This is a genomic window from Desulfomicrobium escambiense DSM 10707 (assembly GCF_000428825.1).
Lineage (GTDB): Bacteria > Desulfobacterota > Desulfovibrionia > Desulfovibrionales > Desulfomicrobiaceae > Desulfomicrobium > Desulfomicrobium escambiense.
In genome coordinates this window covers 12131-37131 of the sequence record NZ_KE386803.1, presented here as the reverse complement: position 1 = coordinate 37131, position 25001 = coordinate 12131, and the positions used below count along the sequence as shown (strand labels likewise).

The following is a 25001-nucleotide window of genomic DNA, read 5'->3' as shown; positions in this document are numbered from 1 at the left end:
TCCTGCGTTTATTGCCCGGTCTTGGGAAAAAAGAGGGCCGACGGGTCCACGGCCATGTCCAGCACATAGAAGCCCAGGTGCAGATGCGGCCCCGTGACCCGGCCGGTCTGCCCGGCCAGGCCGATGACCTGCCCGGCCTCGACCATGGCCCCCTGCTCCGTCCGGAACGCGTCGAGGTGCATGTACACGGAATAGACGCCCAGACCATGGTCGATGAAAACCGAGCGTCCCCCATAGTAATGATCCGCCGCGAGCACAACCTGCCCTGCGGCCGCGGCTCGCACCGGCTCGCCCAGGGCGGCCTTGAGGTCCAGCCCGCGGTGGGGGTTGCGTTCCAGGTCGTTGAAGAAACGGCGCAGCCCGTAGGCGCTGCTCACTGCCCCCGGCACCGGGCGCATGAGCGGCAGGGAAAGATGGTTCACAGCCGAAATCCTGGCCAGGGTCTCACGCACCTCGGCCTGCTCGCGATTGATCCGCTCCTGCACGGCTGCCGGGGGCGTGGCCATGTCCGGCGGAACGGTCAGGCGCTGCTCGGGGAACTCGCGCTTCTCGACCAGGACGTGCGTCGACACGGACACGGGGCTCAGGCCCAGCTTGGTCACGCGCAGGTCCCGCGGACCGGGCTTGGATTTGAGGACGTCGGAGCCGAGCAGGAACTCCACGCCCCGCTCGCCGGCGGCTGGCACCTGGAGCTTGCGCCCGTCCCACTCCACGAGAAGCCTGTCCAGAGGCGTGTCGGACTCGACCCGGACCACGAAGGGCAGGCCGATGCCGATGACCTCGGGACACTCCACCCGCAGCTGGGCGGCCCGGGCGGACGCGAGCGGCACGGCAGCGGCCAGGAGAAAAAACACGATAAGAAAACGAAACATCATGAAAGCTCCTCGGGCAGCACCTCGGCCCCGAACTCGCCGTCCGAGACCTGTACGCGGATCGTGTCGCCGGGCCGCACGTCCAGGCGCGAACGGACAAACCCGTCCCGGCCCCGCACCAGGGCGTAGCCTCGGGCCAGGGGCGCGGCCGGGTCCAGGGCGGCCAGGCGGCCCTCCAGGTCGCGCAGGGCGTCCCGGCGACGGCCGACCAGGGCCGAAGCGGACTGTGCCAGAGCCGAGCGGGTCCGGTCCAGCTCGGATTGCAGGGACATGATGCGGGCCGGACCGAAGGCGCGACGCAGGCGCTCGTCCAGGCGGGACAAGGCCTCGCGCCGTTCCCCGGCCATGCGCAGGGCCGCCTGGCGCAGCCGGTCCGCCAGGCGCTCCAGCTCGAACCCCCCGCGCTCGATGCGCCGGGCCGGCGAGTTCCACACGAGCCCCTGCGCCAGCCGGTTCAACGCGCCCTCGCGCTCGTCCAGAAAGCGCCCCATGCCCCGGGCCAAGGCCAGAAAAATCTCGTCGGCCTGCTGCCTGAGCACCGCCCGCTCGGCCCACAGCACCTGGGCCGCGTGGGACGGCGTGGCCGCGCGCAGGTCGGCCACGAGGTCGGCGATGGTGGTGTCCACCTCGTGCCCCACGCCGCAGACCACGGGCAGACGACAGCGGAAGAGGGCCTCGGCCACGGGCTCGGTGTTGAAGGCCCACAGGTCTTCGAGAGACCCGCCGCCGCGGATGAGCACGACGACCTCGGCCCAGCCGTCCCGGTCCGCCCGGGCCAGGGCCGCGGCTATCTGGGCCGGCGCGCTGTCGCCCTGCACCAGGCTCGGATACAGCCGCACGACGGCCCCGTACCCCCGGTCCCCGGCCACGCGCAGGAAGTCCTGCAGGGCCGCCCCCTGGGGCGCGGTGATGACGGCCACCCGGCGCGGGTTGCGCGGCGGCGTCATCTTGCGCTCCGGGTCGAAATACCCCTTGGCCGCCAGCTTGGCCTTCATGGCCTCGAAGGCCACCGCCAGCTCGCCCATGCACTGCCCCTGCACCAGCTCGGCCACGAGCTGGTAGGCCCCGCGCGGCGGGTACACGTTCATGCGCCCGGCCACGAGCACCTCGAGCCCGTCGGCCAGCGTGAGCGGCGCCCCGCTCTCCACCTCGCCGGTCAGCGGATTGACCCGCTCCCCGTCATCCTTCCCGGCCTTGGGCTGGGCCCCCTTGAACCACACGACATTGAGCGTCGCCTCCTCGTCCTTGAGCGAGAAGTAGACGTGCCCCGAAGGCGGCTTGGAAAGATTCGAAACCTGCCCCCGCACCCAGACAAAGGGAAATTCGCCCTCAAGGACGTCCTTGATGGCCTGGGTCAGGGTGCGGACGGAGAATATGTGCATAGGAACGCTAAATATTTTTTAGGGTGAACGGTCAATCCGGATGATTAAAGCAATTTGTGACGCAGTGCGTCACAAATTGAAAAAGCCTGAAAAAATCCGGTTCAAGAGGAATACCCCCTCCCCCTTCGGGTACTCCCCCTTGGCAGGGGGAGAATCAGATTGCGCTTGCCGTGGGGCGTGTTCCGTCAGGCCAGGCCCATGCATCCCGCACAAACATCTGACGCATAAAGCAACAACATCCAGCCGGAAACAACCCAAACTCCCCTCCTGCCAAGGAGGGGTGCCCGAAGGGCGGGGTGGTTGCTTCGCACACGCTCCGAATCAGTCTTAGCAAAGGGGAATACCCCCTCCCCCTGCGGGGACTCCCCCTTGGCAGGGGGAGAGTCAGTTCACGCGTGCGGGCAACGTCATTCTCCAGATCGAACCCTCGCATTCGAGACATCAGTCTGGCGCAAAACATCAAAACCCGCCCGCAGAACATTCCAACTCCCCTCCTGCCAAGGAGGGGTGCCCAAAGGGCGGGGTGGTTGCCTCTTACTCCGTCTCCATGTCCAGAAACCACCCAAAATGCCGATGAATCTCAATCAGCACAGCCTCAACATCTTGAAACACTACCTTGTTTTCAAAGCGCAACACCTTGATTCCCTGTGTATTCAGAAAACAGTCCCGCTCCAAATCACGTTCCTGCGCACTGACAAAGCTGTGCACTTCACCATCCAGTTCAACGGCCAATCGCTCTTGCGGGCAGTAAAAATCAAGAATGTACCTGCCCACACTGTGCTGTCGTCTGAATTTTCTGCCTTCGAGTTGCGAGCTTTTGATGTGCGCCCACAATTTTGCTTCGGCCGGGGTCAGATGCTTGCGCAATTCACGCCGAAAGGTTCGAAGCGAAGGCAGATTGTTTTCCCGGAGTTGATGCTGCACCTTCTTTTCTGACACGGCAACCTCATCATCATTACGCCAGTCCCCACTCCTTCATCACTTCCTTCCTCCATTCCAGAACGGCGTTCTGCCAATCCGCCACCGGCAGTTCCCGCTTCTCGCCGGTCTTTCTGTTCTTCGCTTCCAGCACGCCCTTCTCCAACCCTTTGCCGCCGATGACGATCTGCATGGGGGAGCCCATGAGGTCGGCCTCGTTGAACTTGACGCCGGGGCGCTCGTCGCGGTCGTCGAACAAGGTGTCGATGCCCTGGCTTTCCAGCCAGTCGTGGATCGCGCGGCACTGGGCCATGACCTTCTCGTCCCTGGTGGACATGGCCAGGACCGTGACCTCGAAGGGGGCGATGGACGGCGGGAAGATCATGCCGTTCGCGTCGTTGTTCTGCTCGATGCTCGCGGCCACCACGCGGCTGACGCCGATGCCGTAGCAGCCCATGATGATGACCTGCTCCTTGCCGTTCTCGTCGAGGAAGGTGGCGTTCATGGACTTGGAGTACTTGGTGCCGAGCTTGAAGACGTGGCCGACCTCGATGCCCTTGGGCATGGTCAGGGGGCCGCCGCAGGCCGGGCAGGGGTCGTCCAGGGTGATGGAGCGCAGGTCGGCGTAGCCCGTGGGCGTGACGTCGGTCGACAGGGTGATGTCGCGGCGCGGGTCCACGTGCAGGAGGTGCGCGTCGGCGGCGTTGGCCCCGCAGACGAAATCCGTGGCCGAGGCGATCTCGAAGTCCGCGTAGATGGCGTCGACCTTGAGACCCACCGGCCCGGCGAAGCCCACGGGCGCGCCGGTCCAGGCCTGGACCTGTTCGGGGCTGGCCAGGTCGACGTTGGTGGCGCCGAGCATGTTCTTGAGCTTGACGTCGTTCACTTCGCGGTCGCCGCGCAGGAGCACGGCCACGGAACGTCCGTCCACGTCAAAGAGGAGCGTCTTCATGATCTGCGCCGTGGGCACGGCCAGGAAGCCGGCCACATCCTCGACGGTGTGCTTGCCGGGGGTGGCCACCTGCTCAAATGGGGCGCACGTCTCGGTGCAGGGCGCGCCGGGCTTGAGCTCCGCCTTCTCCAGGTTGGCGGCGTAGGAACAGGACGTGCACACGGCCAGGGTGTCCTCGCCCGTGTCGGCCAGGACCATGAACTCGTGCGAAAAGCTGCCGCCGATGGCGCCCGAGTCGGCGCTCACGGCGCGGAACTGCAGGCCCAGGCGGGTGAAGATGCGCTCGTAGGCGTCATACATGGCCTGGTAGCTCGCGTTCACGCCCTCGTCGTCCTTGTCGAAGGAGTAGGCGTCCTTCATGATGAACTCGCGGCCGCGCATGAGGCCGAAACGCGGGCGGATCTCGTCGCGAAACTTGGTCTGGATCTGGTAGAGGTTCAGGGGCAGCTGCCGGTAGGAGCGCACCTCGCCGCGGATGAGGTCGGTGATGACCTCCTCGTGGGTGGGCCCGAGGCAGTAGTCGCGGCCGTTGCGGTCTTTGAGGCGCAGGAGCTCCTTGCCGTAGAATTCCCAGCGCCCGCTCTCCTGCCACAGATCGGCCGGCTGGACCATGGGCATGGAGATTTCCTGGGCCCCGGCCCGGTTCATCTCCTCGCGCACGATGTTTGCGACCTTGTTGATGGCCCGAAGACCCAGCGGCATGTAGGTGTAGATGCCGCTGGTCAGCTTGCGGATCATGCCCGCGCGCAGCAGCAGCTTGTGGCTGATGACCTCGGCCTCGGCCGGGGTCTCCTTCAGGGTGGGCGCGTAGAACTTGCTGAACAGCATGAAATGTCTCCTCGATATGAATATGTAAAGAAATGGTTGAATTCTTGGTGCGTACGATATTTTCCCGACAATAAATCCGACAGTTGAATCAGACGGCCGTCTGCTCCGCCAGCCGTTCGGCCAGTTCCAGCAGCTCACTGCCCCGCGCCAAGCCGTCCACGAAGCGCCACGGGATGCCCGAGAGGCCGGTCTGGGCCCCGACCAGGGCGCCGGTCAGGATGGCGCGGGCCTGGTTCTGGCCGCCGCCGTTGACGGCGTGGAGCACGGCGGACTCGAAGTCGTCCCGGAAGCGCGCCGCCAGGTAGTAGGCCGCCGGGAGCTGGTGATAGATGGCACACGGCATGCCGTAGACCAGGGAGACCTTCCAGGCCGGTTCGATGCGCACGGTCGGGTCCGCGGCAGCCGCAGCGAAGAAGGCCGGGGACAGCAGGGCGTCAGGCGAGGCGAAGCGGCCGGCCCGCGGCGGATCGGGATCGCCGGGACGCGGGGGCTGGAGGTTGTCGCGCGTCACCGCGTGGAACGGCAGCTCGCCGCTCTTGACCAGCTTCATGAGCCGGCCGGAAATTTTCGCGTCCAGAGGGTGCCCCTGCACCAGTTGTCCCAGCACCGCGCCGTAGGCCACGGTCAAGGACAGGACCGTCTCGTCGTTCTGAGTCAGGGCGGCGTTGCCGGACACGGCCTCGGCCAGCCGGGTCGGGTCCAGGGCGTAGCGCACGGCGATGGCCAGTGTGCGCTCGATGGCCTCGGTGGTGTCGGCGGGGCCGGCCGTGCGTCCCCAAGGCAGGCGCTGCCGGACGCGCCGCCGCCAGGCATCGCGGATGGACTGACTGGTGTAGAAGCCCGGCCCGCTGACGGGCGAGCCGTCGAGGAGGGAAAACAGCTCCTCGTCCATGCGGCGGCAGAAATCCGGCTCGTCGTAGCCGCCGCACTCGACCAGGGAGCGCGCGGTCAGCTCCAGGATGAAGCCCGACTGGGATAGCTGCCCGGCCCGCATGCCGTCGTGGTAGCGGCCGGGCATGGGGTCCGTGTAATCGGTGATCCAGTCGCCGTAGTCGCGACGCAACTCGTCCAGGTCGTAATACCAATGGGGTCCGAGCCCCAGACCGTCCCCGATGAAGGCTCCCATGACGGCGCCTGCGGCGCGGTCCCTGATATCCTTTCCCGGCATGTTCCCCCCTTTCTGCTCACTCGGCCACGGACGCCGGAAGAGGCCGCCTCACGCCCCGCCCCGCCGCTCGTCCAGAAATTTCTCCAGCTCTTCCATGAAGGCCGGCAGCAGTTCGGCCCGGCCCTTCACTTTGCGCACCACCTCGCCCTTGCGGAAGATGAGGCCGGACTCGCGCCCCCCGGCCACGCCGATGTCGGCCTCGCGGGCCTCGCCGGGGCCGTTGACCACGCAGCCCATGACCGCGACGGTGAAGACCTCCTCCACCCCACGCAGCCTGTCCTCCACGGCCGCAGCCAATTCCATGAGCCCGATCTCGGTCCGCCCGCAGGTCGGGCAGGACACGATCTCCGGCCCCCTGGCCCGCAGGCCCAGAGCGCGCAGGATCTCCCAGGCCACGAGCATCTCCTCGACGGGATCGGCAGTCAGCGAAACCCGGAGCGTGTCGCCGATACCCTCGGCCAGCAGGATGCCCAGGCCCACCGACGACTTGACGGCCCCGCGCATGGCCGTGCCGGCCTCGGTCACGCCGATGTGCAGGGGATAGTCGACGGTCTTCGACATGAGCCGGTAGGCGGCCACTGTGCCCAGCACGCTCGACGACTTGAGCGAAATCTTGATGTCGTGGAAGCCGCGTTCCTCCAGCAGGCGCACATGCTCCATGGCGCTCTCGACCATGGCCGCCGGGGTCGGGCCGCCGTGCTTCTTCAGCAGATCCTTGTCCACGGAACCGCTGTTCACGCCGATGCGGATGGGCACGCCGGCCGCGCGGGCGGCGTGCACCACGCGGTCGACCTTGTCGGGGCCGCCGATGTTGCCGGGGTTGATGCGCAGGCCCTTCACGCCCGCCTCCACGGCCTGTACGGCCAGGCGGGAGTCGAAATGGATGTCGGCGATGAGGGGCACGCCCGTAGCCGCGCAAATTTTCTTCAAGGCCACGGCCGCTTCGAGATCGAGCACGGCCAGGCGCACGATCTCGCAGCCCGCCCGAGCCAGGGCGTCGATCTGGGCCAGGGTGGCTTCGACGTCGCGGGTGTCCGTGTTGGTCATGGACTGCACGCGCACGGGGTTGCCCCCGCCGATGCCCACCCCCCCGACGGAGATGGTGCGGGTCGCGCGCCGGGGGGCGAGGATGGATGCGTCTGTCTGTGTCATGGCGGGGGAGCGTAATGAATTTGGCGGTCAAAGCCAAGGTGGGGGAAATCCGAAAATTCGCCCCTCCTGTCAGCTAGGCGACAGACAAAAAGGCGTTCTATGGCCTACGGCAGTCCCATGAGCCGCAACAGGGCGGCAAGGCTGCATCCATTCATCCGAGGACCCGGCGCAGGCCGTTAAACTGAAGGAGGGTTCGCATGGCCAAGGAAAGGGAAATCTTCGATCTGAGCCCGTGGGAAGACGCGCAGAAGATGATCGCCAAGGCGCGGCGCGAGGGAGTGAATCTCATCTGGGATCGGCTCAAAGAACAGACGCCCCACTGCACCTTCTGCGACCAGGGTCTGACCTGCAGCAAATGCGTCATGGGCCCCTGCCGCATCAACCCCAAGGGGGCCGAAAAAGACGCACGGAGTGTGCGGCGCCGACGGCGACCTGACCGTCGCGCGCAACTTCGGACGCTTCGTGGCCGCCGGCGCGGCCGCACACTCGGACCACGGCAGGGACCTGCTGGAGACCTTGGCCGCCATCGGTGAAGGCAAGACCACGGACTACGGCATCCGTGACGAGGCCAAGCTCGAACGCATCTGCACGGAATTGGGCATCGCGGTCGAAGGCCTCTCCGTCCGCGAGCGGGCCAAGGCACTGGCCGACCTGTTCTTCGAGGACTACGGCTGCCGGTCCCACGGCGTGGCCTTCAGCGGCCGCGCCCCGCAGAAGCGCAGGGTGGTCTGGGAGCGCTTCGGCTGCTCGCCGCGCGGCATCGACCGCGAATGTGTGGAGATGCTCCACCGCACGCACATGGGCGTCGACTGCGACCCCGTGTCCATCTGCCTGCACGCGGGTCGCGCGGCCCTGGCCGACGGCTGGGGCGGGTCCATGATCGCCACGGAGGTCTCGGACATCATCTTCGGCACCCCCAAGCCCGTCAAAGCCGAGGTCAACCTGGGCGTGCTGAAGGAGGACCAGGTCAACATCCTGGTCCACGGGCACAGCCCCATCGTCTCGGAGATGATCCTGGCCGCGGCGCGGGAACCCGAAATCCTGGCCAGGGCCAAAGAGGCCGGCGCCACGGGCATCAACATCGCGGGCCTGTGCTGCACGGGCAACGAGGTGCTCATGCGCCAGGGCGTGCCCATGGCCGGCAACCACCTCATGACGGAACTCGCCATCGTCACCGGCGCGGTGGAGATGGTCATCGTCGACTACCAGTGCATCATGCCGAGCCTGGTGAACGTGGCGGGCTGCTATCACACGAAGTTCGTGTCCACGTCGGACAAGGCCAAATTCCCCGGCGGCGTCCACATGGAGTTCAGCTACAAAAACGCCCGCGAAAAGGCCCGCGAGGCAGTGCTCATGGCCGTGGAAGCCTTCGCCCTGCGCGACCCGGCCAAGGTCGAGATCCCGTCCAAACCGGTTTCCATCACCTCGGGCTTCTCCAACGAGGCCATCCTGGAGGCCCTGGGCGGCACTCCCGAACCCCTGATCCAGGCCCTGCAGGCCGGCAAGGTGCGCGGCGTGGTCGGCATCGTGGGCTGCAACAACCCCAAGCTCAAGCACGACCATGTGCACGTGAACCTGGCCCGGGAACTGATCCGGCGCGACATCCTCGTGGTCGTCACGGGCTGCGCCACCGTGGCCATGGGCAAGGCCGGACTGCTGGAACCCGAAGCGGCCGACCAGGCCGGCGAAGGGCTGGCCGGGATCTGCCGGGCTCTGGGCATCCCGCCGGTGCTGCACGTGGGCAGTTGCGTGGACAATTCGCGCATCCTGCACCTCTGCGCGGTCCTGGCCAATCACGCGGGACTGGACATCAGCGACCTGCCCGTGGCGGCCAGCGCCCCCGAGTGGTACTCCGAGAAGGCGGCGGCCATCGGCCTCTACGCCGTGGCCAGCGGCATCTACACCCACCTCGGCCTGCCGCCGCACATCCTGGGCAGCGACATGATCACGACCCTGGCCCTCAAGGGCCTGGACGACGTGTTCGGTGCCTGTTTCGCCGTGGAGTCCGGCCCTCTGAAGGCGGCGGAGATGATCAACGAACGCATCAAGGCCAAGCGGCTGGCCCTGGGCTGGTCCGCCTAGCCGGACCGAACCGTCGGGATGCAAAAAGGGGGAGCGCAGGCTCCCCCGCCGACAAGGAGGCACGCATGAAGATCGCATTCGCCGGCAAGGGCGGCGTGGGCAAGACGACGCTGTGCGCCTGGCTGGGCGACTATCTCGCCCGGAACGGGCATGACGTCATCCTGGTGGACGCGGACACGGCCCTGAGCCTGGGCCAGGCCAGCGGGCTGGACGCGGGCGACCTGCCCGATCCGTTGAGCGCCCGCGAGGATCTGATCCGGGAGCGCATCGGCTCGGGCTTCCTGAGCCTCAACCCCGACGTCTCCGATCTGCCCGATGAACTGAGCGTCAACCTGCCTGTGGCGAAGGCCGGAAACGGCCGTACGGGGACCAAGCGCCTGCTGACCATGGGCTCCATCACCGGGGCCGGCGACGGCTGCGCCTGCGCGGCCAACGCCCTGCTCAAGTCCGTGCTGGCGCACCTGATGCTGCGGGAGCGAAGCGTCGTGCTCGTGGACCTGGAGGCCGGGGTGGAGCATCTGGGACGGGGAACCGTGGAGGGCGTTGACGGGCTGGTGGTGGTCAGCGAGCCCAGCAGGAGGTCCCTGGAGACGGCGGCGCGCGTGGGCGCCCTGGCCGCCGAACTGGGTCTTTCGCGCCAGGTGCTGGCCGTGAACCGCGGTATCGGGGAGCCGCGGCTTCCTGACCTGCAGGGCCTCCCCAGCGCAGTGGTCCACGTCCCGGCCCTGGCCAGCCTGACCGCCCGCCAGTTGGATCAGGCGAGCGTTCTCGGCCTGGAGGACGGACCGGGCATCGACGCAGTCTGCGCCAGGCTCATGCTTGCATTGTCCTGACCGGGCAAGAGCGGTCCCGGCCTGGACATGACGCCGCGAAGGACGCATGAAGACCGCAACGGCTGTCCGGCCCGGGCAGCCGCCTCCCTTCGGATGCGAACCCGGAGCCGCTCATGCGCCTGACCGACACCACCCTGCTGCAGGATCTCGAACGCCCCGAGATGGCGCCCGTCCGCCAAGCGTTCCACGCCCGCGCCTTCGTCCGCGGCGCAATGGTCTTCCACCCCAGGCAGGACAACCGGATCTTCATCGTCACCCGGGGCAGGGCCCGCGTCTTGCTGGCCTACCGTGACAAGGAATTCACCATGGCCGTGCTGGACGCGGGGGACGTCTACGCGACGCACACCAGGGCCTGGGTGCAGGCCCTGGACGACCTCGAAATCCTCGTGGCCGACGTGGCCGAGGTCCGGCGCCACCTCGGCTCCATGCCGAGCTTCAACTCGGCCATGATTCACGTCCTGGGCGACCTTCTCTCCCACGCCATCTCCGTCATCGACACCCTGGCCTTCAAGGATGTGCGCAACCGCCTCGTGGAGTTCCTGGCCTACGAGGCCAGGCGCCTGCCCCGCTGCCGGGAGTGCCGGCACTGCGGCAAGTGCGAGGACGGCGGCATGGTCTCCCTGGGCCTCAACACCGAACAGATGGCCAGCATCATCGGCTCCTCGCGCCAGACCGTGTCCTCCCTGCTCAACGCCCTGGCCAAGGACGGCGTCATCGAACTGAAAGGACGCGGCGTGATCTGCATCCCCGACATCGCCGCCCTGGAGGCGTGCGCGGCGCAGGAAAACTGAACCGGGTCGCGATCTGAATCGGACTTCAACTCCCCTCCTGCCAAGGAGGGGTGCCCGGAGGGCGGGGTGGTTGACTCGTGCTCATCCGACGCAGCCCAGTCCGGTTCCGGGAAGAATACCCCCTCCCCCTTCGGGTACTCCCCCTTGGCAGGGGGAGAGTCAGCGTGCTCCTGCCGTGAAATTTCCTTGAAATTTTCTTGATCCCCCGTCCACCGCACAGCCCCGAGCGTTCCTGCCCGTCCCGGGCGGGGAGCGTCGACTGTCCGACTGAGCCCGGCATCGTTGGCGAAAACGTCGCCAGGCGCGTTGCCCCACCCTTTCCGCACCGACACTCGACGTTTCCGCCTTACGAGGCCCGCGAAGGAGTTTCGACGCCCCCGCCCGGGACGGGCTGGAGCGCGACCGCCCTGAGACGGCCCCTCCCTGCAGGGATGGGAACCCGCCTCTGTGGGCACGACGTATGAATTGGTTCAGGAAGAAGTGAAAAGCCTAAAAATACCCCAGGCTTCTGAGCTGCGCCATGCGCTCCTCCTTGGCCGCGTCGCGGCCAGAACGCTCGCCGCGGCCCGAACGGGAGGTGCAGGGCACGCAGCCCAGGGACCGGTAGCCGTGGTCGTAGAGCGGGCACCACGGGATGCCCTCGCGCACCAGGAAGGTCCAGACGTCGAGCTCCGTCCATTCCAGGATAGGCAGGATGCGGACATGGTCGCCGTGGTCCTCGAACCACGGCCGGTGGGCGCGATCCGGGTTCTCGTCGGCGCGCACGCCCGTCAGCAGGGCGGGAATCTTCAGGCGGGAAACGGCCTCGTTCAGGGGCCTGATCTTGAGGTCCCCGCAGCACCGCACCGGGTCCGCGGCCAGCGGGTAGCGCGCCAGGTCGACCTCAGGGCGGACCACCGTCACGTCCACGCCCCAATCCCGCGCCAGCCTGTCGCGGAAGGCCAGCACCTCCGGGAACTTGCAGCCGGTGTCGAGGTTGATGGCGAAAGGCGCCTCCCCGACGCCCGCCTCGCGCAGCACGTCCCGCCACAGGGCCAGGACCACGGTGGAGTCCTTGCCGCCCGTCCAGCCCACGGCGGCACGGACCCCGAAACGCGCCAGGGCGTCGGACAAGCGCTCCCTGGCCAGACGAACCTTGTCGTAAAGGGTCATGTCTCCTCCTTGGCGGAAGGCAGGTCGATGATGAACCGCGCCCCCTTCCCAGGCTCGGACTCGACGCGCATATCCCCGCCGTGGCTCTTGGTGACGATGAAATAGGATACCGACAGGCCGAGCCCCGTGCCCAGCCCCGGTGCCTTGGTCGTGAAGAACGGGTCGAAGACCCGGCGGCTGACGTCGGCGTCCATGCCGGGGCCGTTGTCCTCGACCGAGATGCGCACGCCTTCGGGCAGGGCGGATGCATGGATGCGGATTCTCGGCTGCGCGGTCGGGGGAGCGGCCGTGGCCATTGCCTGGGAAGCGTTGCGCAGAAGGTTCAGCAGGACCTGCTCGATCTCGGTCTCGGTGCAGGCGACGGGCGGCAGGCCATCCTCGACCTCGATTTCCACGCTGATACGGCCGAAATCATAATTTTTCCTGAGATCGTAGTCCGTGGCCGCCAGGGCCACCGACTGCTCGATCAGCCGCCGCAGGTCGCATGACGTGCGCCCGGTTTCGCTCATCCTGCTGAAATCGAGCATGCGCCGGATGATCTCCGCGGCCCGCACGCCCGCCGTATGGATGTCCGCAATGAACACGTCGAGCTTGCGCTCGCGCATGTAACGTTCAAGAAGTTCCATGTTGAGGCCGATGCGCCCGGCCGCCTCGATGTTCTTGGGGAAATCGGGGCGCATGCGCTGCACGAGATTGTGGGACGCCTGGAGGATGATGCCCAAGGGATTGTTGATCTCGTGCGCGATGCCGGCTGCCATGCCGCCCACGGAGCGCATCTTTTCGCTCTGGATCATGAGTTCCTGCATCTGTTTCATCTGCGAGATGTCCCGCACCACCGCCAGCAGATGTGTCGTCCCGTCGATCTGCATCAGCTGGCTGGAGACGGCGCAGGGCGTGACGGAACCGTCCTTGCGCCGCACGTCGATTTCAAGGTTGCGCACCGTGCCGTCGCGTTCGAGCAGCCCGTAGAGCAGATCCCGCTGGCCCGGATCGCGGTAGATGCCAAGTTCCAGGAAGGTCCGGCCCACGGCCTCGGCGCGCGAGTACCCCGAAAGCACGACGAAGGAATCGTTCACATCGACGAGTTGTCCGGTTTCGACGTTGACGAGGACGATGGTGTCAGGGGAGAGCCGGAAGAGCCGGAAGAATTTTTCCTCGGACTGCCTGAGCCTTTCCTCGGCCTGCTTGCGCTCGGAGATGTCCGTGTGGGTGCCGCTCAGCAGAACGGGGTTGCCGTCCCCGTCGCGTTCGATGACGTCGCCCCGGCTCAGAATCCACTTCCAGCCCCCGCCCCGCGTCCGCATGCGGAATTCGGCCTGGTACGACTTGAGGCCCCTGGAGTTCACCGCCTCCAGAATCTCCCTCTCGGTTTGTTCGCAGTCGCCGGGATGGCAGAGGCTGCGCCACGTCTCATAGCTCATGGGCAGTTCCTGGTCGGCGTAGCCGAGCATCTCGTACCAGCGGGGACTGTAATAGGTTTCCCCCGTGGCGTAGGACCACTCCCAGATGGCGTCGGTACTGGCACCGATGGCCCGCGAGAGCCGGCTTTCGCTGCGCCGGAGGGCGGCATTGGCCTCGTCGAGTTCGCGATACGACCGGTCGAGGCGCGCCAGGAGCTCCTCGAAGGCCTCGCCGAGGTTCGCGATCTCGAGGTCGCCCTGGCGCAGAGACACGCCGCGGGACAGGCTTTCGGAGTCCGTGGCCCGCATGGATGAGCCGAGTTCCCGCAAGGGGACGACCACGGACTGACGCAGCCTCCTGCGCAGAAGCGTCAGCATGCAGATGAGGGTGATGGTCAGCAGCACGAAGAAGAAGGCGAAGAAACTGAGCATCTGCCTGCGCAGGAGAGACAGGTCATGGCTGATTCGGACCCAGCCCAGGACTTCCCCGGCGGCGGTGACGGCCTTGGTGAAGCGCAGGGCCAAAAAATCGTGTTCGAAGCGGTAGGGTTCGCCCGGTTCCGGACGGACGGCGTCAAGAACCGGCACGTCCGCCGTGGAGAGGTCGGACGCCCCGCCCGCAACGCGGACGAGGGGCTTGCCGGAAGCGTCGTAGAGCACAACCTCCAGCACCTCGTCCAGGGCGCCTATCTGCGCGACGCGCATCCCCAGAGCCGAATACCTGCGTTCGAAGAGCTCGTTGGCCATCTGGCTCTGCTCGCGGGCCACGAGCATGTCCAGGAAACGGCATACGGACTGGATGTTGTCGTTTTTCCAGCGCAACTGCATGAGGCTTCCCATGACCACGAAAAGGACCGCGATGACCGCGATGGTCACCATGATGTCCCGGTTCATGCGCTGAGCGATGCTTTTTCTCGCCATCAGGGCTCCACCTTCTTCACGAACTCGACGGCATCCGGCGTGATGCGCAGAACGACCAGGGGCTTGACGGGATCTCGGGACCCTCTGAACGAGATCGTCCCCGTGACGCCGGCAAAGCCGTCCGTGGCGGCAAGGGCGTCGCGAATGGCCGACGGTTCGGCGCTGCCGGCGCGCCGGATGGCGTCGGCCACAAGGCAGAGGGCGTCGTAGGCGTTGGCGTTGCCGGCGTCGATGGATTCCAGGGCGTCCGGCCCGAACTCGCGCAGCAGCAATTCGACGAACTCGCGGCTGGCCGGGGACGCATCGGCGGGGTGCCAGTGCGAGACGTAGTAGTTCTCGCCCCTGGCCGGGTCGAGGTATGGGTAGTGTTCGAGGGCGGTCCAGCCGTCGCCGCCCAGGAACGGCATGCCCAAACCAGCGCCGCGCGCCTGCTTGAGCAGGAGGCCCGAATCCCGCGTGTACCCGGCCACGAAGACCAGGTCGGGGGCCTCGCGCCTGACGGCCTCAACTTGTGCGGCGAAATCCATGGCGTCCTGGAGGTAGCGCACCTGTCCGGCCACGACCCCGCCCAGGGCCGTGAAATGTTGCGTGAAGCCCGCGCTCAGCCCCTCGCTGTAGACGTCGCCGGCAATGGTCACGACCACGGCGCGGACGGCGCCGAGATCCTGTCTGGCGAAGCGTGCCAGAATCCTGGCCTGCAAGTCATCGGTGTAGCAGACCCTGAAGATGTAATCCCCGATGGCCGTAACGCCCGGGGCGGTGGTGGTGGCGCCGAGCATGGGGATGCCGGCCTGCTGCAGGACCGGACCCATGGCCATGGCCTGGGAGCTCCAGGAAGGGCCGACCACGGCCACGACGCCGGCCTTGATGGCGTCATGGGCGGCTTGGCGCGCGCCGAGGGCCGAGCTCATGGTGTCCAACTCCACGATTTCCAGCGGTCGGCCCAGAACGCCGCCCGTAGCGTTGATTTTGTCGGCCGCGAGCTTGACGATGCGGTAGTTGGGGGAATTCTCCTCAGCGCCCGGGCCGGTCATGGCGAAGACGCTGCCCACCCGGACGGGTTCGGGACGAGGAGACTGGGCCGCGGCGTCCCGAGAAAGGGCGCACAGCGCCAGTGCGATCAGCAGTCCCGACGGCCAGTTCGACCGCAGGACTCCGAGAAGGCCCCGGAAACCACCATTGTGAAATGTACCCATGACCGCCCTCTTCCCGTCATACACCGACATACCTGCCATTCCCGCCGAACCCGGCACGCATCATACGTATGACTTTAGGCATGAACCATGCGGAGCACAAGCCCGGAGGCTCCGCGACAGGCGACCGTGCGCGTCTCCACGCGCGCTTTGGTGATTGCACTATGCTGAAAATCATATACAAAGCGGACGTCAGACACTGCCGCCCGAGGTTCAGATGCACCACCCCCCCACATCCTCATCGGGTCACACCCGACGCCAACCGGGACTCCGCCGCAAGATCGGCATCCTGCTCCTGGCCATCTCCGTGGCGGTGCTCCTCATGTCGGCCGCCGTCGGCAAGCGCATCCTGCACGACCTGACCGCGGACCTGAGCCGCAGGCTGGCCGTGTCCGAAGCGCAGCTGACACGGGAGAAGATCCAGTCACTGGTCGGACGCGAGCTGGCCATCGCCCAGCGCTTCGCCGGCCTGACCGCCCTGGGCGACTGGCTCCTGGCCGAGCAGGACCCTCTGGCCAGGGGGCGTTTCCTGGCCGAGGCCGCCGGCTTCCGCCCGGCTTTCGCCGACGGGGCCTATTTCGTCATCCACCACCACACCCTGGCCTACTACTATGCGGATGCGGAGCGGCCCCGCGCCGTCTACCGCTACACCCTGGACCGCAACAACACCGGGGACTCGTGGTATTTCTCGACCATGGAGCAGGCGGTCCCCTACACACTGAACGTCAACCCCGACGCGACGCTGAAGGTCACGAACCTCTGGATCAACGTGCAGGTCCGCAATGCGGCCGGAGCCCCCCTCGGCCTCGTGGGGACCGGCATGCGGCTCGACCGGTTCCTCGCCAGCATGCTCGCACCCAGAACCCAGGGAAGCATGAGCTTCATCGTGGACACGGCGGGCCGCATCGTGGCCCATCCCGACCCGTCGCGGATCGAATACGGCGCCCTGGACAAACAGGACTCGGACCGGACTCTTTTCGCCGGCCTGAGCACCGAGTCCGGACGCGAAACCGCGTCCCGGCTGCTGGCCGAAGTGCGGCGACGGGCCGGGGGAGTCGAGGTCATGGAGCAGATCACTCCCGACGGCCGCCGGATGATGGCCCTGGCCCATCTTCCGGAGCTGGGTTGGACGGTGGTCAGCAGCGTCAACCCCGAGGCGGCCGAAGTCCTGTCCTCTGGTTTCATCCGCCTGGCTCTGATCGGCGGCGGGGTCATCGTCCTCATGGTCATCCTGGCCCTGACCCTGGGCTTCGACCGGCTCGTGCTGCAACCCCTGCTGGCCCTGACCGCCTCGGCCGGAATGATCGCCCAGGGGCAGTACGGCATCCGCATGCGGTCGGATCGCGACGACGAGATCGGGGCCCTGTCCCAGGCCTTCGACACCATGGCGGCCGAAGTCCAGGCCCATACCGAGGACCTGGAGCGGCGGGTGGCCGAACGCACGGCCGAACTGGAGACGACCCACGCCACGCTGGCCGCCACCCACCGCCAGCTGACCGAGAGCATCCGCTACGCGAGCCTCATTCAGCGCGTCATCCTGCCCGACCGGCAGCTCGACACCCGCATGCAGGGCCGCTATTTCGTGGTCTGGCTACCGCGCGACGTGGTCGGCGGGGATTTCTACCTCTACCGCGAGGACGAGGGGGGATGCCTCTTCGGCGTGGTGGACTGCGCGGGACACGGCGTTCCGGGCGCGTTCATGACCATGATCGCCCACGCCGCCCTGGAGCGCGCCACCGTGGAACTCGGCCTCGGCCAGCCGGCGGCGCTGCTGGAACGCGCCGACAGGGCCGTGCGGGACATGCTGCCCGACACGCAGCGCCTGGAGCGCCTGGCGACGTCCATGGACATCGGGCTGTGCTACGTGGAGAGGGCTTCCCGGACGGTCCGCTTCGCCGGGGCCCACATCGACCTCTTCGCGGCCTGCGGCGGGGAAATCAGGAATTTCAGGGGGGACCGGGGCGGGATCAACGACCGCAAACCGAGGACCTTCACGCAACTGACCCTTGACCTGGAGCCGGGTTGCGTCTTTTATCTCGTCACGGACGGCATCCTGGACCAGTCCGGCGGCGGCAAGGGCCTGCCCTTCGGCCGCGGCGGATTCACGTCCTGGCTGCGGGACAACGCGACCCTCCCCCTGGAGAGCCAGGAAGCGGCCCTGACCGGGGCACTGAACGATTACCGCGGGGAAAAGCCGCAACGCGACGACATCACCGTACTGGCCTTCCGCTTCGACCAGCAGACGCCCGCCCCCACGAAGGAGACCGACTCATGACCACCCCAGACCTCTACGACCTGCGGGAAATATTCGACCGCAAGCAGATCATGGTCTGCTTCAACGGCCCCATCAACGCCGCCCTCATCGAGGAGATCGGGCGCGCCCTGCGCGACTACCTCCAGCACCAGCAGGAAGCGCCCAGCGCCGTGGCCGACATCTTCGCGGTCTACATCGAGATGACCCAGAACATCCGCCGCTACGCCGATCAGCATCCGGAGCTTCCGGGCGCGACCAACGCCGCCATCGTCGTGTCCCGCGAGGACGGACGCTACGTCATCAGCGCGGGCAACGTCGTGGCCCCGCAGGACGGCCGGGAACTGGTGCGGCGCGTGGAGGAGCTGGCGGCCATGGACCGCGCCGCCCTCAAGGCCCTTTTCAAGACCCAGCTGCGCCAGCCCAGGGAAGCCCTGAACGGCAGCGCCGGCCTGGGCCTCATCGACATGGCGCGCAAGGCCTCCTGCCCGCTGGCGGCCACATTGCGCGACATCGACTCCGGGCGCAGCTTCCTGAGCCTGCGCGTCATGCTCTGAAACAACAAAACGAGTACGAGATGAACGACATAGACCTTGCCCAGACCCCCAGCACCCCACTGGTCCGCACGAGCGTCCAGGATGGGCGCCTGACCATGGCCGGGGACTCCTACCCCGAAAACCCCTTCGAATTCTTCCAGCCGATCATCGACTGGATCGACGGCTTCCTCGCGAAGGACAGCGGCCCCCTGGCCTGCGACCTTGCCCTGATCTACCTCAACACAAGCAGCATCCGGGCCATGATGGACATCTTCGACCGCCTGGAGGAGGCCCACCAAGGGGGGCGCCAGGTCAGCGTGCACTGGAGCTACGACCCGGAAAACGAGCGGGTCGGCGAACTGGCAGAAGAGTTCAAGGAGGACTGCTCCTTCCCGTTCACCATCGCCCCGAGGCCCTGACCATGAGCGAACGCACCGGCAACGACAGCCTGGAGGAGCGGATCGAGTCCATCCTCTCGGCCCAGACGCCCCCCGACGGATGGAAGGACGCGCTGACCGGGCTTTTCCAGCGCTACCGCGACCAGCAGCGTCTCCTGGACAGGCTGACCCACATCGCCGACCGTTTCCAGGCCGCAGAGCGCGATCGCAGCCAGGCCTACCTCACCCGATACGAGCGCAAGGTCCGGCAGCTGGAAAAGATCGTGCGCATCAGCGACCAGTACCAGACCATGCTGCACCAGCTCAAGGAACGCCTGGAGCACGCCTCCAACTACGACTCCCTGACGGGCCTGCCCAACCGCCGCTACATGACGGGTCGTCTGGAGGAGGCAGCCGCCCAGGCCGCCCGCAGGCCGGAAAACACCTTTGCGGTCATGATTGCCGACATCGACCATTTCAAGGCCGTCAACGACAGCTTCGGACACGCCGCCGGGGACCGCGTGCTGCACGCCGTGGCCCGCGCCCTGGAACTCACCCTGCGCGAATACGACCTCTGCGCACGCTGGGGCGGCGAGGAATTCCTGCTCCTGTTCCCGGCATGTGCGCAGGAGAACGCCCCTGCCGTGGCCGAGCGCCTGCGCCGAAGCGTCCACGAAGCCCCGCGCGTCGACGCCCCCCCCGCGCCGACCATCAGCATCGGCTACACCCTGCACCGTCCCGGCGAAAACATCGACGCGACCCTGCTGCGGGCCGACGAGGCCCTGTACAAGGCCAAGGCTGCCGGGAGGAACTGCTGCATGGGGCTGTAGCGCACCCTTGACACCTCGCCGGGCTTGCCATAGCCGGGAAGCAGTTTTTGCAGGGGTGGCGAGGAGCCTGAGATGATACCCGTTGAACCTGATCTGGGTCGTGCCAGCGAAGGGAATTGCAAGACTTCCGCCGGGTCTCCCGGCGCCCCCACACAGTCCTCGCCTCCACCGCTCCCATCCTTCAAGCAGTGCGAGGTATCCCCATGTCCGATCCGGCCCGCAGAGCCGCCGCGAACCTGACCGCCGTGAGGCGGGACAAGCCGCTCATCCACAACATCACCAATTTCGTGGTCATGAACGCCACGGCCAACGCCCTGCTGGCCTGCGGCGCGTCGCCCGTCATGGCCCACGCCGAGAACGAGGTCGAGGAGATGGCCGCCTTCGCCGGGGCCCTGGTGCTCAATATCGGCACCCTGACCGACGCCTGGGTCGCGTCCATGCTCAAGGCCGGCAAAAAGGCCACGCAACTCGGCAAACCCATCGTCCTGGACCCCGTGGGCTCCGGCGCGACGAAGCTGCGCACGGATGCGGCCAGAACCATCCTGGCCGAAACCAAGGTCTCGGTGGTGCGCGGCAACGCCTCGGAGATCCTGTCCCTCTCCGGCCAGTCGGCCGCCATCAAGGGCGTGGACTCCTGCAACTCCGTCGAGGACGCCGCGCGCGTGGCCAGCCGCCTGGCCCTGGAACTCGGCGTCACCCTGGCCATCACCGGCCCCACGGACCTCGTCACCGACGGCCGGCGCGCGTTCTTCATCGAGGGCGGTCACCCGCTCATGCCCTTCGTCACGGGCACGGGCTGCACGGCCACGGCCCTGGTCGGCGCCTTCCACGCCGTTGACCCGGACCCGCTGTCCGCCGCGGCCACCGCACTGGCCTTCCTCGGACTGGCCGGGGAGCGCGCCGGGGCCAGGGCCGAGGGGCCGGGCTCCTTCCAGGTCCACCTGCTGGACGCCCTCTACGCCATCACCCCCGAGGAACTGGCGGCCTCGTGCCGCATCCGCGAGGAGCGCCATGCCTGATTACTCCCTCTACCTGGTCACGGACCGCGGGCTGTCTCTGGGCCGCGACACGGCCGACATCGTGCGGGCGGCCGTGGCCGGCGGGGCGACCTGCGTGCAGCTGCGCGAAAAGAGCTGCGGCACGCGGGAGTTCGTGCGCGAGGCCAGGGCCGTGCGCGACATCCTGGCCGGGACGGGCGTGCCGCTCATCATCAACGACCGCGTGGACGTGGCCCTGGCCGTGGGCGCCGACGGCGTGCACCTGGGCCAGACCGACATGCTTGTCGCCGACGCCCGCCGCCTGACGGGCTCGCACATGCTCATCGGCGTGTCGGCCGAGTGCGTGGAGGACGCCGTGCGCGCCCAGGCCCAAGGCGCCGACTACATCGGCGTGAGCCCGGTCTTCGCCACCCCGACCAAGACCGACACGGCCCCGCCCCTGGGCCTGGCCGGCGTCGCGGCCATCCGTGCGGCCGTGTCCCTGCCGGTCGTGGGCATCGGCGGCATCGGCCCGGCCAACGCGGCCGACGTCATCCGGGCCGGGTGCGACGGCATCGCCGTGGTCTCGGCCATCGTTTCCGCGGCCGACCCCGAAAGGGCCGCGGCCGAGCTTCTAAACATCATCCGAAGGGCACGGGAGGCATCATGAACCAGCCCAAGACATACGCACGCGTCCTGACCATCGCCGGCTCCGACTCCGGCGGCGGCGCCGGCATCCAGGCCGACCTGAAGACCATAGCCGCGAACGGCTGCTACGGCGCCAGCGTCATCACCGCCCTGACGGCCCAGAACACCCTGGGAGTGACGGGCATCCACGCCGTGCCCGTGGACTTCGTGGCCGCGCAGATGGACGCGGTGCTGGGCGACATCGGGGCCGACGCCGTGAAGATCGGCATGCTCTTCTCGCCGGAGCTGATCCGCACCGTGGCCGCCGGCCTGACGCGCCACGGCGTGCGCATCGTGGTCCTGGACCCGGTCATGGTCGCCCAGAGCGGGGACAAACTGCTGCAGGACGAGGCCATCGACGCCCTGAAGCGCGAACTCATCCCCCTGGCCACCCTCATCACGCCCAATCTGCCCGAGGCCTCGGTCCTGCTGGGCCACGACATCGACACGGCCGAGGCGGCCCGCGCCGCGGTCATGGACCTGGCAGCCCTGGGCTGCGAAAACGTGCTGGTCAAGGGCGGGCACCTGGAGTCGGGCGACAGCGACGACACGCTGCTCATCGGCCCGGAGAACCGCGTCGTGACCCTGCGCGGCGAGCGAATCCCGACACGCAACAATCACGGCACGGGCTGCACCCTGTCCTCGGCCATCGCCTCGAACCTGGCCAAAGGCCACGACGTGGAGACGGCCGTGCGCAACGCCAAGGAGTACATCAGCGGCGCCATCCGCGCCGGCGCCGGGTACGTCATCGGCAAAGGGCACGGGCCCGTGCACCACTTCTACAAATTCTTCATGTGATGCCTGAGACTTCAAGCCATCCAGGCCCGGCGCACCCCGCACAGGCGCCCGGCGCATCCGCCATCACCCTGGACGGCCTGTCCTTCGATTTCGAAGGACGGCCCATCTTCCGGGAGCTCGACCTGACCATCCCGGGCGGGCGGACGACCTGCATCCTCGGCCCCAGCGGTTGCGGCAAGTCGACCCTGCTCAGGATCATGGCCGGAACGCCGCACTACGCCTTTTCGGGCTCCGTGCGCTTCGAGGAGGGCTCGGACACGGCCGTGTCCTGGATGAGCCAGAATGACCTGCTCCTGCCCTGGCTGTCCCTGCTGGACAACGTCCTGCTGGGCGCCAGGCTGCGCGGCGAGTTGTGCGGGGAAAAACGGGACAAGGCCCTGGCCCTCATCCGCGAGGCGGGCCTGGCCGGCAGCGAGGACAAGCTCCCCGCCGCCCTGTCCGGCGGCATGCGCCAGCGCGGCGCCCTGCTGCGCACGCTGATGGAGGAGCGGCCGGTCATCCTCATGGACGAGCCCTTCTCGGCCCTGGACGCCCTGACCCGCGTGCGGCTGCAGAATCTGGCGGCAAAGCTGACCTCAGGGGCCACGGTGGTCCTGGTCACCCACGATCCCATGGAGGCCCTGCGCCTGGGACACCGCATCGTGGTCCTGGGCGGCAGCCCGGCGCGGGTCATGGAAATCGTCGAACCCGCGGGACGGACGCCGCGGGAACCCGGTGCGGAACTGGCGGCCCTGTATGCGCAGCTGCTGGCCCGGCTCATGAATGCGGAGGCCGCGTGAAGGCCCTGCGTCCCCTGACCCTGCTGGTCGGCCTCACGGGCCTGTGGCAGCTGCTGGTCGCCCTGACCGGCGTCCCTCCCTACATCCTGCCCGGCCCCCTGCCCGTGGCCCGTGCCCTGACCGCGCACCTGCCGGTCCTGGCCGGGCATCTGGGCACAACGCTGACGGAGATCCTGCTGGGCCTGGGACTGGGCACGCTCCTGGGCTCCTCGGCCGCCCTGGCCATGATCCTTTCGCCGCTGCTCAAGCGCTGGATGCTGCCCGTGCTGGTGGCCAGCCAGGCCATCCCGGTCTTCGCCATGGCCCCGATCCTGGTGCTGTGGCTAGGCTACGGCATGGCCTCCAAGGTGGCCATGGCCGTGCTGATCATCTTCTTCCCCGTGGCCTCATCCTTCTACTCGGGCATGCGCCGCACCGACGCCGACCTGCTGGAGCTGGCCCGCATCATGGACGCCAGGCCCCTCAAGGTCCTGACCTGCATCGTCATCCCCTCGGCCCTGCCGTCCTTCGCCGCCGGCCTGCGCGTGGCCACGGCCGTTGCCCCCATCGGCGCCGTGGTCGGCGAATGGGTGGGTTCGAGCCGGGGCCTGGGCTACTTCATGCTGCACGCCAACGCGCGCATGCAGATCGACCTCATGTTCGCCGCCCTGACCGTTCTGGCGGCGGCGTCCCTGAGTCTCTATTTTCTCGTGGACCGGCTGCTGGACAGGCTGGTCTTCTGGCAGCCGAGGGATGCAGGGCAATGAAAACACCTGTGCGCCATATCCCCGAGTCAAACTCGCGGAATTGGGGAGCCCGCGACGCAGTGGAAGGAAAGGCATGGATTCCCGCCTTCGCGGGAATGACTTCGAGGTGGTGCGCAGGGTTGCGTTTGCAAAGGCATGGATTCCCGCCTTCGCGGGAATGACTCAGAAGTGGTGCGCAGGATTGCGTTTGCAAAGGCATGGATTCCCGCCTTCGCGGGAATGACTCAGAAGTGGTGCGCAGGATCATTGACGACGTCCAAAGCGTCCACCCCAAGGCCCATATCGGTGTTATCCCCGCGGAGGCGGGGATCCATCTTCGTCTCCGCACCGCCCGAGGAACCGCCCCAGCGTGTCGGGCCGCAGCGGACCGGTGCGCGGCCGCCCTGCCACACCCCATACCCCAAACCATCCGCAATACTTTAACCACAAGGACGCAATATGAAAAAACTCATCATCCTCGCATCCCTCCTCCTCTTCGCCACGACGGCCCAGGCCGAGAAGCTGACCGTGCTCCTGGACTGGTTCGTCAACCCCGACCACGCGCCCCTCTTCGTGGCCCAGGAAAAGGGCTTCTTCAAGGCGCACGGCCTGGACGTGGAGTTCATTGCCCCGTCCAACCCCAACGACCCGCCCAAGCTCGTGGCAGCCGGCCAGGCCGACATCGCCGTGTCCTACCAGCACCAGCACCAGGTGCAGGTGGCCGAGGGCCTGCCCCTGACGCGCATCGCGACCCTGGTCGCCACGCCGCTCAACTCGCTGGTGGTCCTGAAGGACGGCCCCATCAAGACCATTGCCGACCTCAAGGGCAAGACCATCGGCTATTCCGTGGGCGGCTTCGAGACGGCCATCCTCAAGGCGATGCTTGCAAAGGAAGGCCTGACCCTGGGCGACGTGAAGCTCGTCAACGTCAACTTCTCCCTGTCCCCGTCCCTGTTCACGGGCCAGACCGACGCCGTCATCGGCGCCTTCCGCAACTTCGAGCTGAACCAGATGGACATCGAGGGCCGTCCGGGCCGGGCCTTCTTCGTGGAGGAACACGGCGTGCCGCCTTACGACGAACTCATCCTCGTGGCCGCGTCCAAGAACACGGCCGACCCGAGGCTGCGCCGCTTCGTCGACGCCCTGGAGGAAGGCGTGCAGTTCCTGGTCAACCATCCCGAGGAGAGCTGGAAGCTCTTCGTCTCCGGCGACCGGGCCTCCCTGGACGACGAACTGAACCGCCGCGCCTGGCGCGACACCCTGCCCCGCTTCGCCCTGCGTCCGGGAGCCCTGGATCAGACCCGCTACCTGCGCTTCTCGGAGTTCCTGCAGCGCGAGAAGCTCGTCACGACGATGCCGCCCCTCGAATCGTGGGCGGTGGAACTGCGCTGAAAAAA

Annotated in this window: 21 protein-coding genes and 1 pseudogene; 13 read left to right on the top strand and 9 right to left on the bottom strand. The window is 67.4% G+C overall.

Annotated features, from left to right (window positions below; genetic code table 11):
- Nucleotides 1–8: 8 nt before the first annotated feature.
- The 6 genes from G394_RS19630 to ispG all read right to left on the bottom strand — a co-directional run bounded on the left by G394_RS19630 (nt 9) and on the right by ispG (nt 7272).
- Complete coding sequence (locus tag G394_RS19630) at nt 9–875, bottom strand: M23 family metallopeptidase (protein WP_043776304.1); 867 nt, start codon at nt 873–875, stop codon at nt 9–11.
- A complete protein-coding gene (gene xseA / locus G394_RS0116170) occupies nt 872–2254 on the bottom strand; it encodes an exodeoxyribonuclease VII large subunit (protein ID WP_028578538.1) in 1383 nt (460 codons plus the stop codon). Before xseA ends, G394_RS19630 begins: the two co-directional genes overlap by 4 nt.
- Nucleotides 2255–2788: 534 nt before the next feature.
- A complete protein-coding gene (locus tag G394_RS20950) occupies nt 2789–3193 on the bottom strand; it encodes an endonuclease domain-containing protein (protein WP_084435762.1) in 405 nt (134 codons plus the stop codon).
- A gap of 16 nt (nt 3194–3209) precedes the next feature.
- Nucleotides 3210–4952 (bottom strand): proline--tRNA ligase, encoded by a 1743-nt coding sequence (locus G394_RS0116160; RefSeq protein WP_028578536.1) that lies wholly within the window; start codon nt 4950–4952, stop codon nt 3210–3212.
- Between the two features lie 88 nt (nt 4953–5040).
- Entirely contained in the window at nt 5041–6120 is a 1080-nt protein-coding gene (locus G394_RS0116155) for an ADP-ribosylglycohydrolase family protein (RefSeq protein ID WP_028578535.1), read from the bottom strand.
- 48 nt (nt 6121–6168) lie between these two features.
- Entirely contained in the window at nt 6169–7272 is a 1104-nt protein-coding gene (ispG, locus tag G394_RS0116150) for a flavodoxin-dependent (E)-4-hydroxy-3-methylbut-2-enyl-diphosphate synthase (protein WP_028578534.1), read from the bottom strand.
- Nucleotides 7273–7469: 197 nt separating this feature from the next.
- Here ispG and cooS point away from each other — a divergent pair.
- The 3 genes and pseudogenes from cooS to G394_RS0116135 all read left to right on the top strand — a co-directional run bounded on the left by cooS (nt 7470) and on the right by G394_RS0116135 (nt 10978).
- A pseudogene (gene cooS, locus G394_RS19625) lies at nt 7470–9354 on the top strand (anaerobic carbon-monoxide dehydrogenase catalytic subunit).
- A gap of 65 nt (nt 9355–9419) precedes the next feature.
- Nucleotides 9420–10187 (top strand): ATP-binding protein, encoded by a 768-nt coding sequence (locus G394_RS0116140; RefSeq protein WP_028578533.1) that lies wholly within the window; start codon nt 9420–9422, stop codon nt 10185–10187.
- Nucleotides 10188–10300: 113 nt separating this feature from the next.
- Nucleotides 10301–10978: a Crp/Fnr family transcriptional regulator gene (locus G394_RS0116135; RefSeq protein WP_028578532.1), complete on the top strand. Its 678-nt coding sequence runs from the start codon at nt 10301–10303 to the stop codon at nt 10976–10978.
- A gap of 489 nt (nt 10979–11467) precedes the next feature.
- Here G394_RS0116135 and G394_RS0116130 read toward each other — a convergent pair whose 3' ends face one another.
- From G394_RS0116130 to G394_RS19615, 3 genes are read right to left on the bottom strand one after another with little or no spacing between them, the layout of a single operon-like run.
- Complete coding sequence (locus G394_RS0116130; RefSeq protein ID WP_028578531.1) at nt 11468–12130, bottom strand: phosphoadenosine phosphosulfate reductase family protein; 663 nt, start codon at nt 12128–12130, stop codon at nt 11468–11470.
- Complete coding sequence (locus G394_RS19620) at nt 12127–14451, bottom strand: PAS domain-containing sensor histidine kinase (RefSeq protein WP_051307260.1); 2325 nt, start codon at nt 14449–14451, stop codon at nt 12127–12129. Before G394_RS19620 ends, G394_RS0116130 begins: the two co-directional genes overlap by 4 nt.
- On the bottom strand, nt 14451–15647 hold the full coding sequence (locus tag G394_RS19615) for an ABC transporter substrate-binding protein (RefSeq protein ID WP_169725581.1): 1197 nt from the start codon (nt 15645–15647) through the stop codon (nt 14451–14453). The genes G394_RS19620 and G394_RS19615 overlap by 1 nt, the downstream gene beginning before the upstream one ends.
- Before the next feature lie 214 nt (nt 15648–15861).
- On the opposite strand from G394_RS19615, the gene siaA reads away from it, so the two are divergent.
- The 10 genes from siaA (at nt 15862) to G394_RS0116065 (ending at nt 24996) form a co-directional block, all read left to right on the top strand.
- A complete protein-coding gene (siaA, locus tag G394_RS19610) occupies nt 15862–17919 on the top strand; it encodes a biofilm regulation protein phosphatase SiaA (RefSeq protein WP_051307259.1) in 2058 nt (685 codons plus the stop codon).
- Nucleotides 17916–18452 (top strand): biofilm regulation protein kinase SiaB, encoded by a 537-nt coding sequence (siaB, locus tag G394_RS0116110; RefSeq protein WP_028578530.1) that lies wholly within the window; start codon nt 17916–17918, stop codon nt 18450–18452. Before siaA ends, siaB begins: the two co-directional genes overlap by 4 nt.
- 20 nt (nt 18453–18472) lie before the next feature.
- Nucleotides 18473–18850, top strand: coding sequence for a biofilm regulation phosphoprotein SiaC (siaC, locus tag G394_RS0116105; protein WP_028578529.1), 378 nt, complete (start codon nt 18473–18475; stop codon nt 18848–18850).
- Between the two features lie 2 nt (nt 18851–18852).
- On the top strand, nt 18853–19638 hold the full coding sequence (siaD, locus tag G394_RS0116100) for a biofilm regulation diguanylate cyclase SiaD (protein ID WP_028578528.1): 786 nt from the start codon (nt 18853–18855) through the stop codon (nt 19636–19638).
- Between the two features lie 203 nt (nt 19639–19841).
- The gene (gene thiM, locus G394_RS0116095) at nt 19842–20657 is read left to right on the top strand and encodes a hydroxyethylthiazole kinase (RefSeq protein WP_028578527.1); all 816 of its coding nucleotides are present in this window, start codon (nt 19842–19844) and stop codon (nt 20655–20657) included.
- Nucleotides 20650–21285 (top strand): thiamine phosphate synthase, encoded by a 636-nt coding sequence (gene thiE, locus G394_RS0116090; protein ID WP_028578526.1) that lies wholly within the window; start codon nt 20650–20652, stop codon nt 21283–21285. Before thiM ends, thiE begins: the two co-directional genes overlap by 8 nt.
- Nucleotides 21282–22100, top strand: coding sequence for a bifunctional hydroxymethylpyrimidine kinase/phosphomethylpyrimidine kinase (thiD, locus tag G394_RS0116085; protein WP_028578525.1), 819 nt, complete (start codon nt 21282–21284; stop codon nt 22098–22100). The genes thiE and thiD overlap by 4 nt, the downstream gene beginning before the upstream one ends.
- Complete coding sequence (locus G394_RS0116080) at nt 22100–22879, top strand: ABC transporter ATP-binding protein (RefSeq protein WP_051307258.1); 780 nt, start codon at nt 22100–22102, stop codon at nt 22877–22879. The genes thiD and G394_RS0116080 overlap by 1 nt, the downstream gene beginning before the upstream one ends.
- The gene (locus tag G394_RS0116075; RefSeq protein ID WP_028578523.1) at nt 22876–23625 is read left to right on the top strand and encodes an ABC transporter permease; all 750 of its coding nucleotides are present in this window, start codon (nt 22876–22878) and stop codon (nt 23623–23625) included. The genes G394_RS0116080 and G394_RS0116075 overlap by 4 nt, the downstream gene beginning before the upstream one ends.
- Nucleotides 23626–24063: 438 nt before the next feature.
- On the top strand, nt 24064–24996 hold the full coding sequence (locus G394_RS0116065; RefSeq protein WP_028578522.1) for an ABC transporter substrate-binding protein: 933 nt from the start codon (nt 24064–24066) through the stop codon (nt 24994–24996).
- Nucleotides 24997–25001 lie beyond the last annotated feature (5 nt).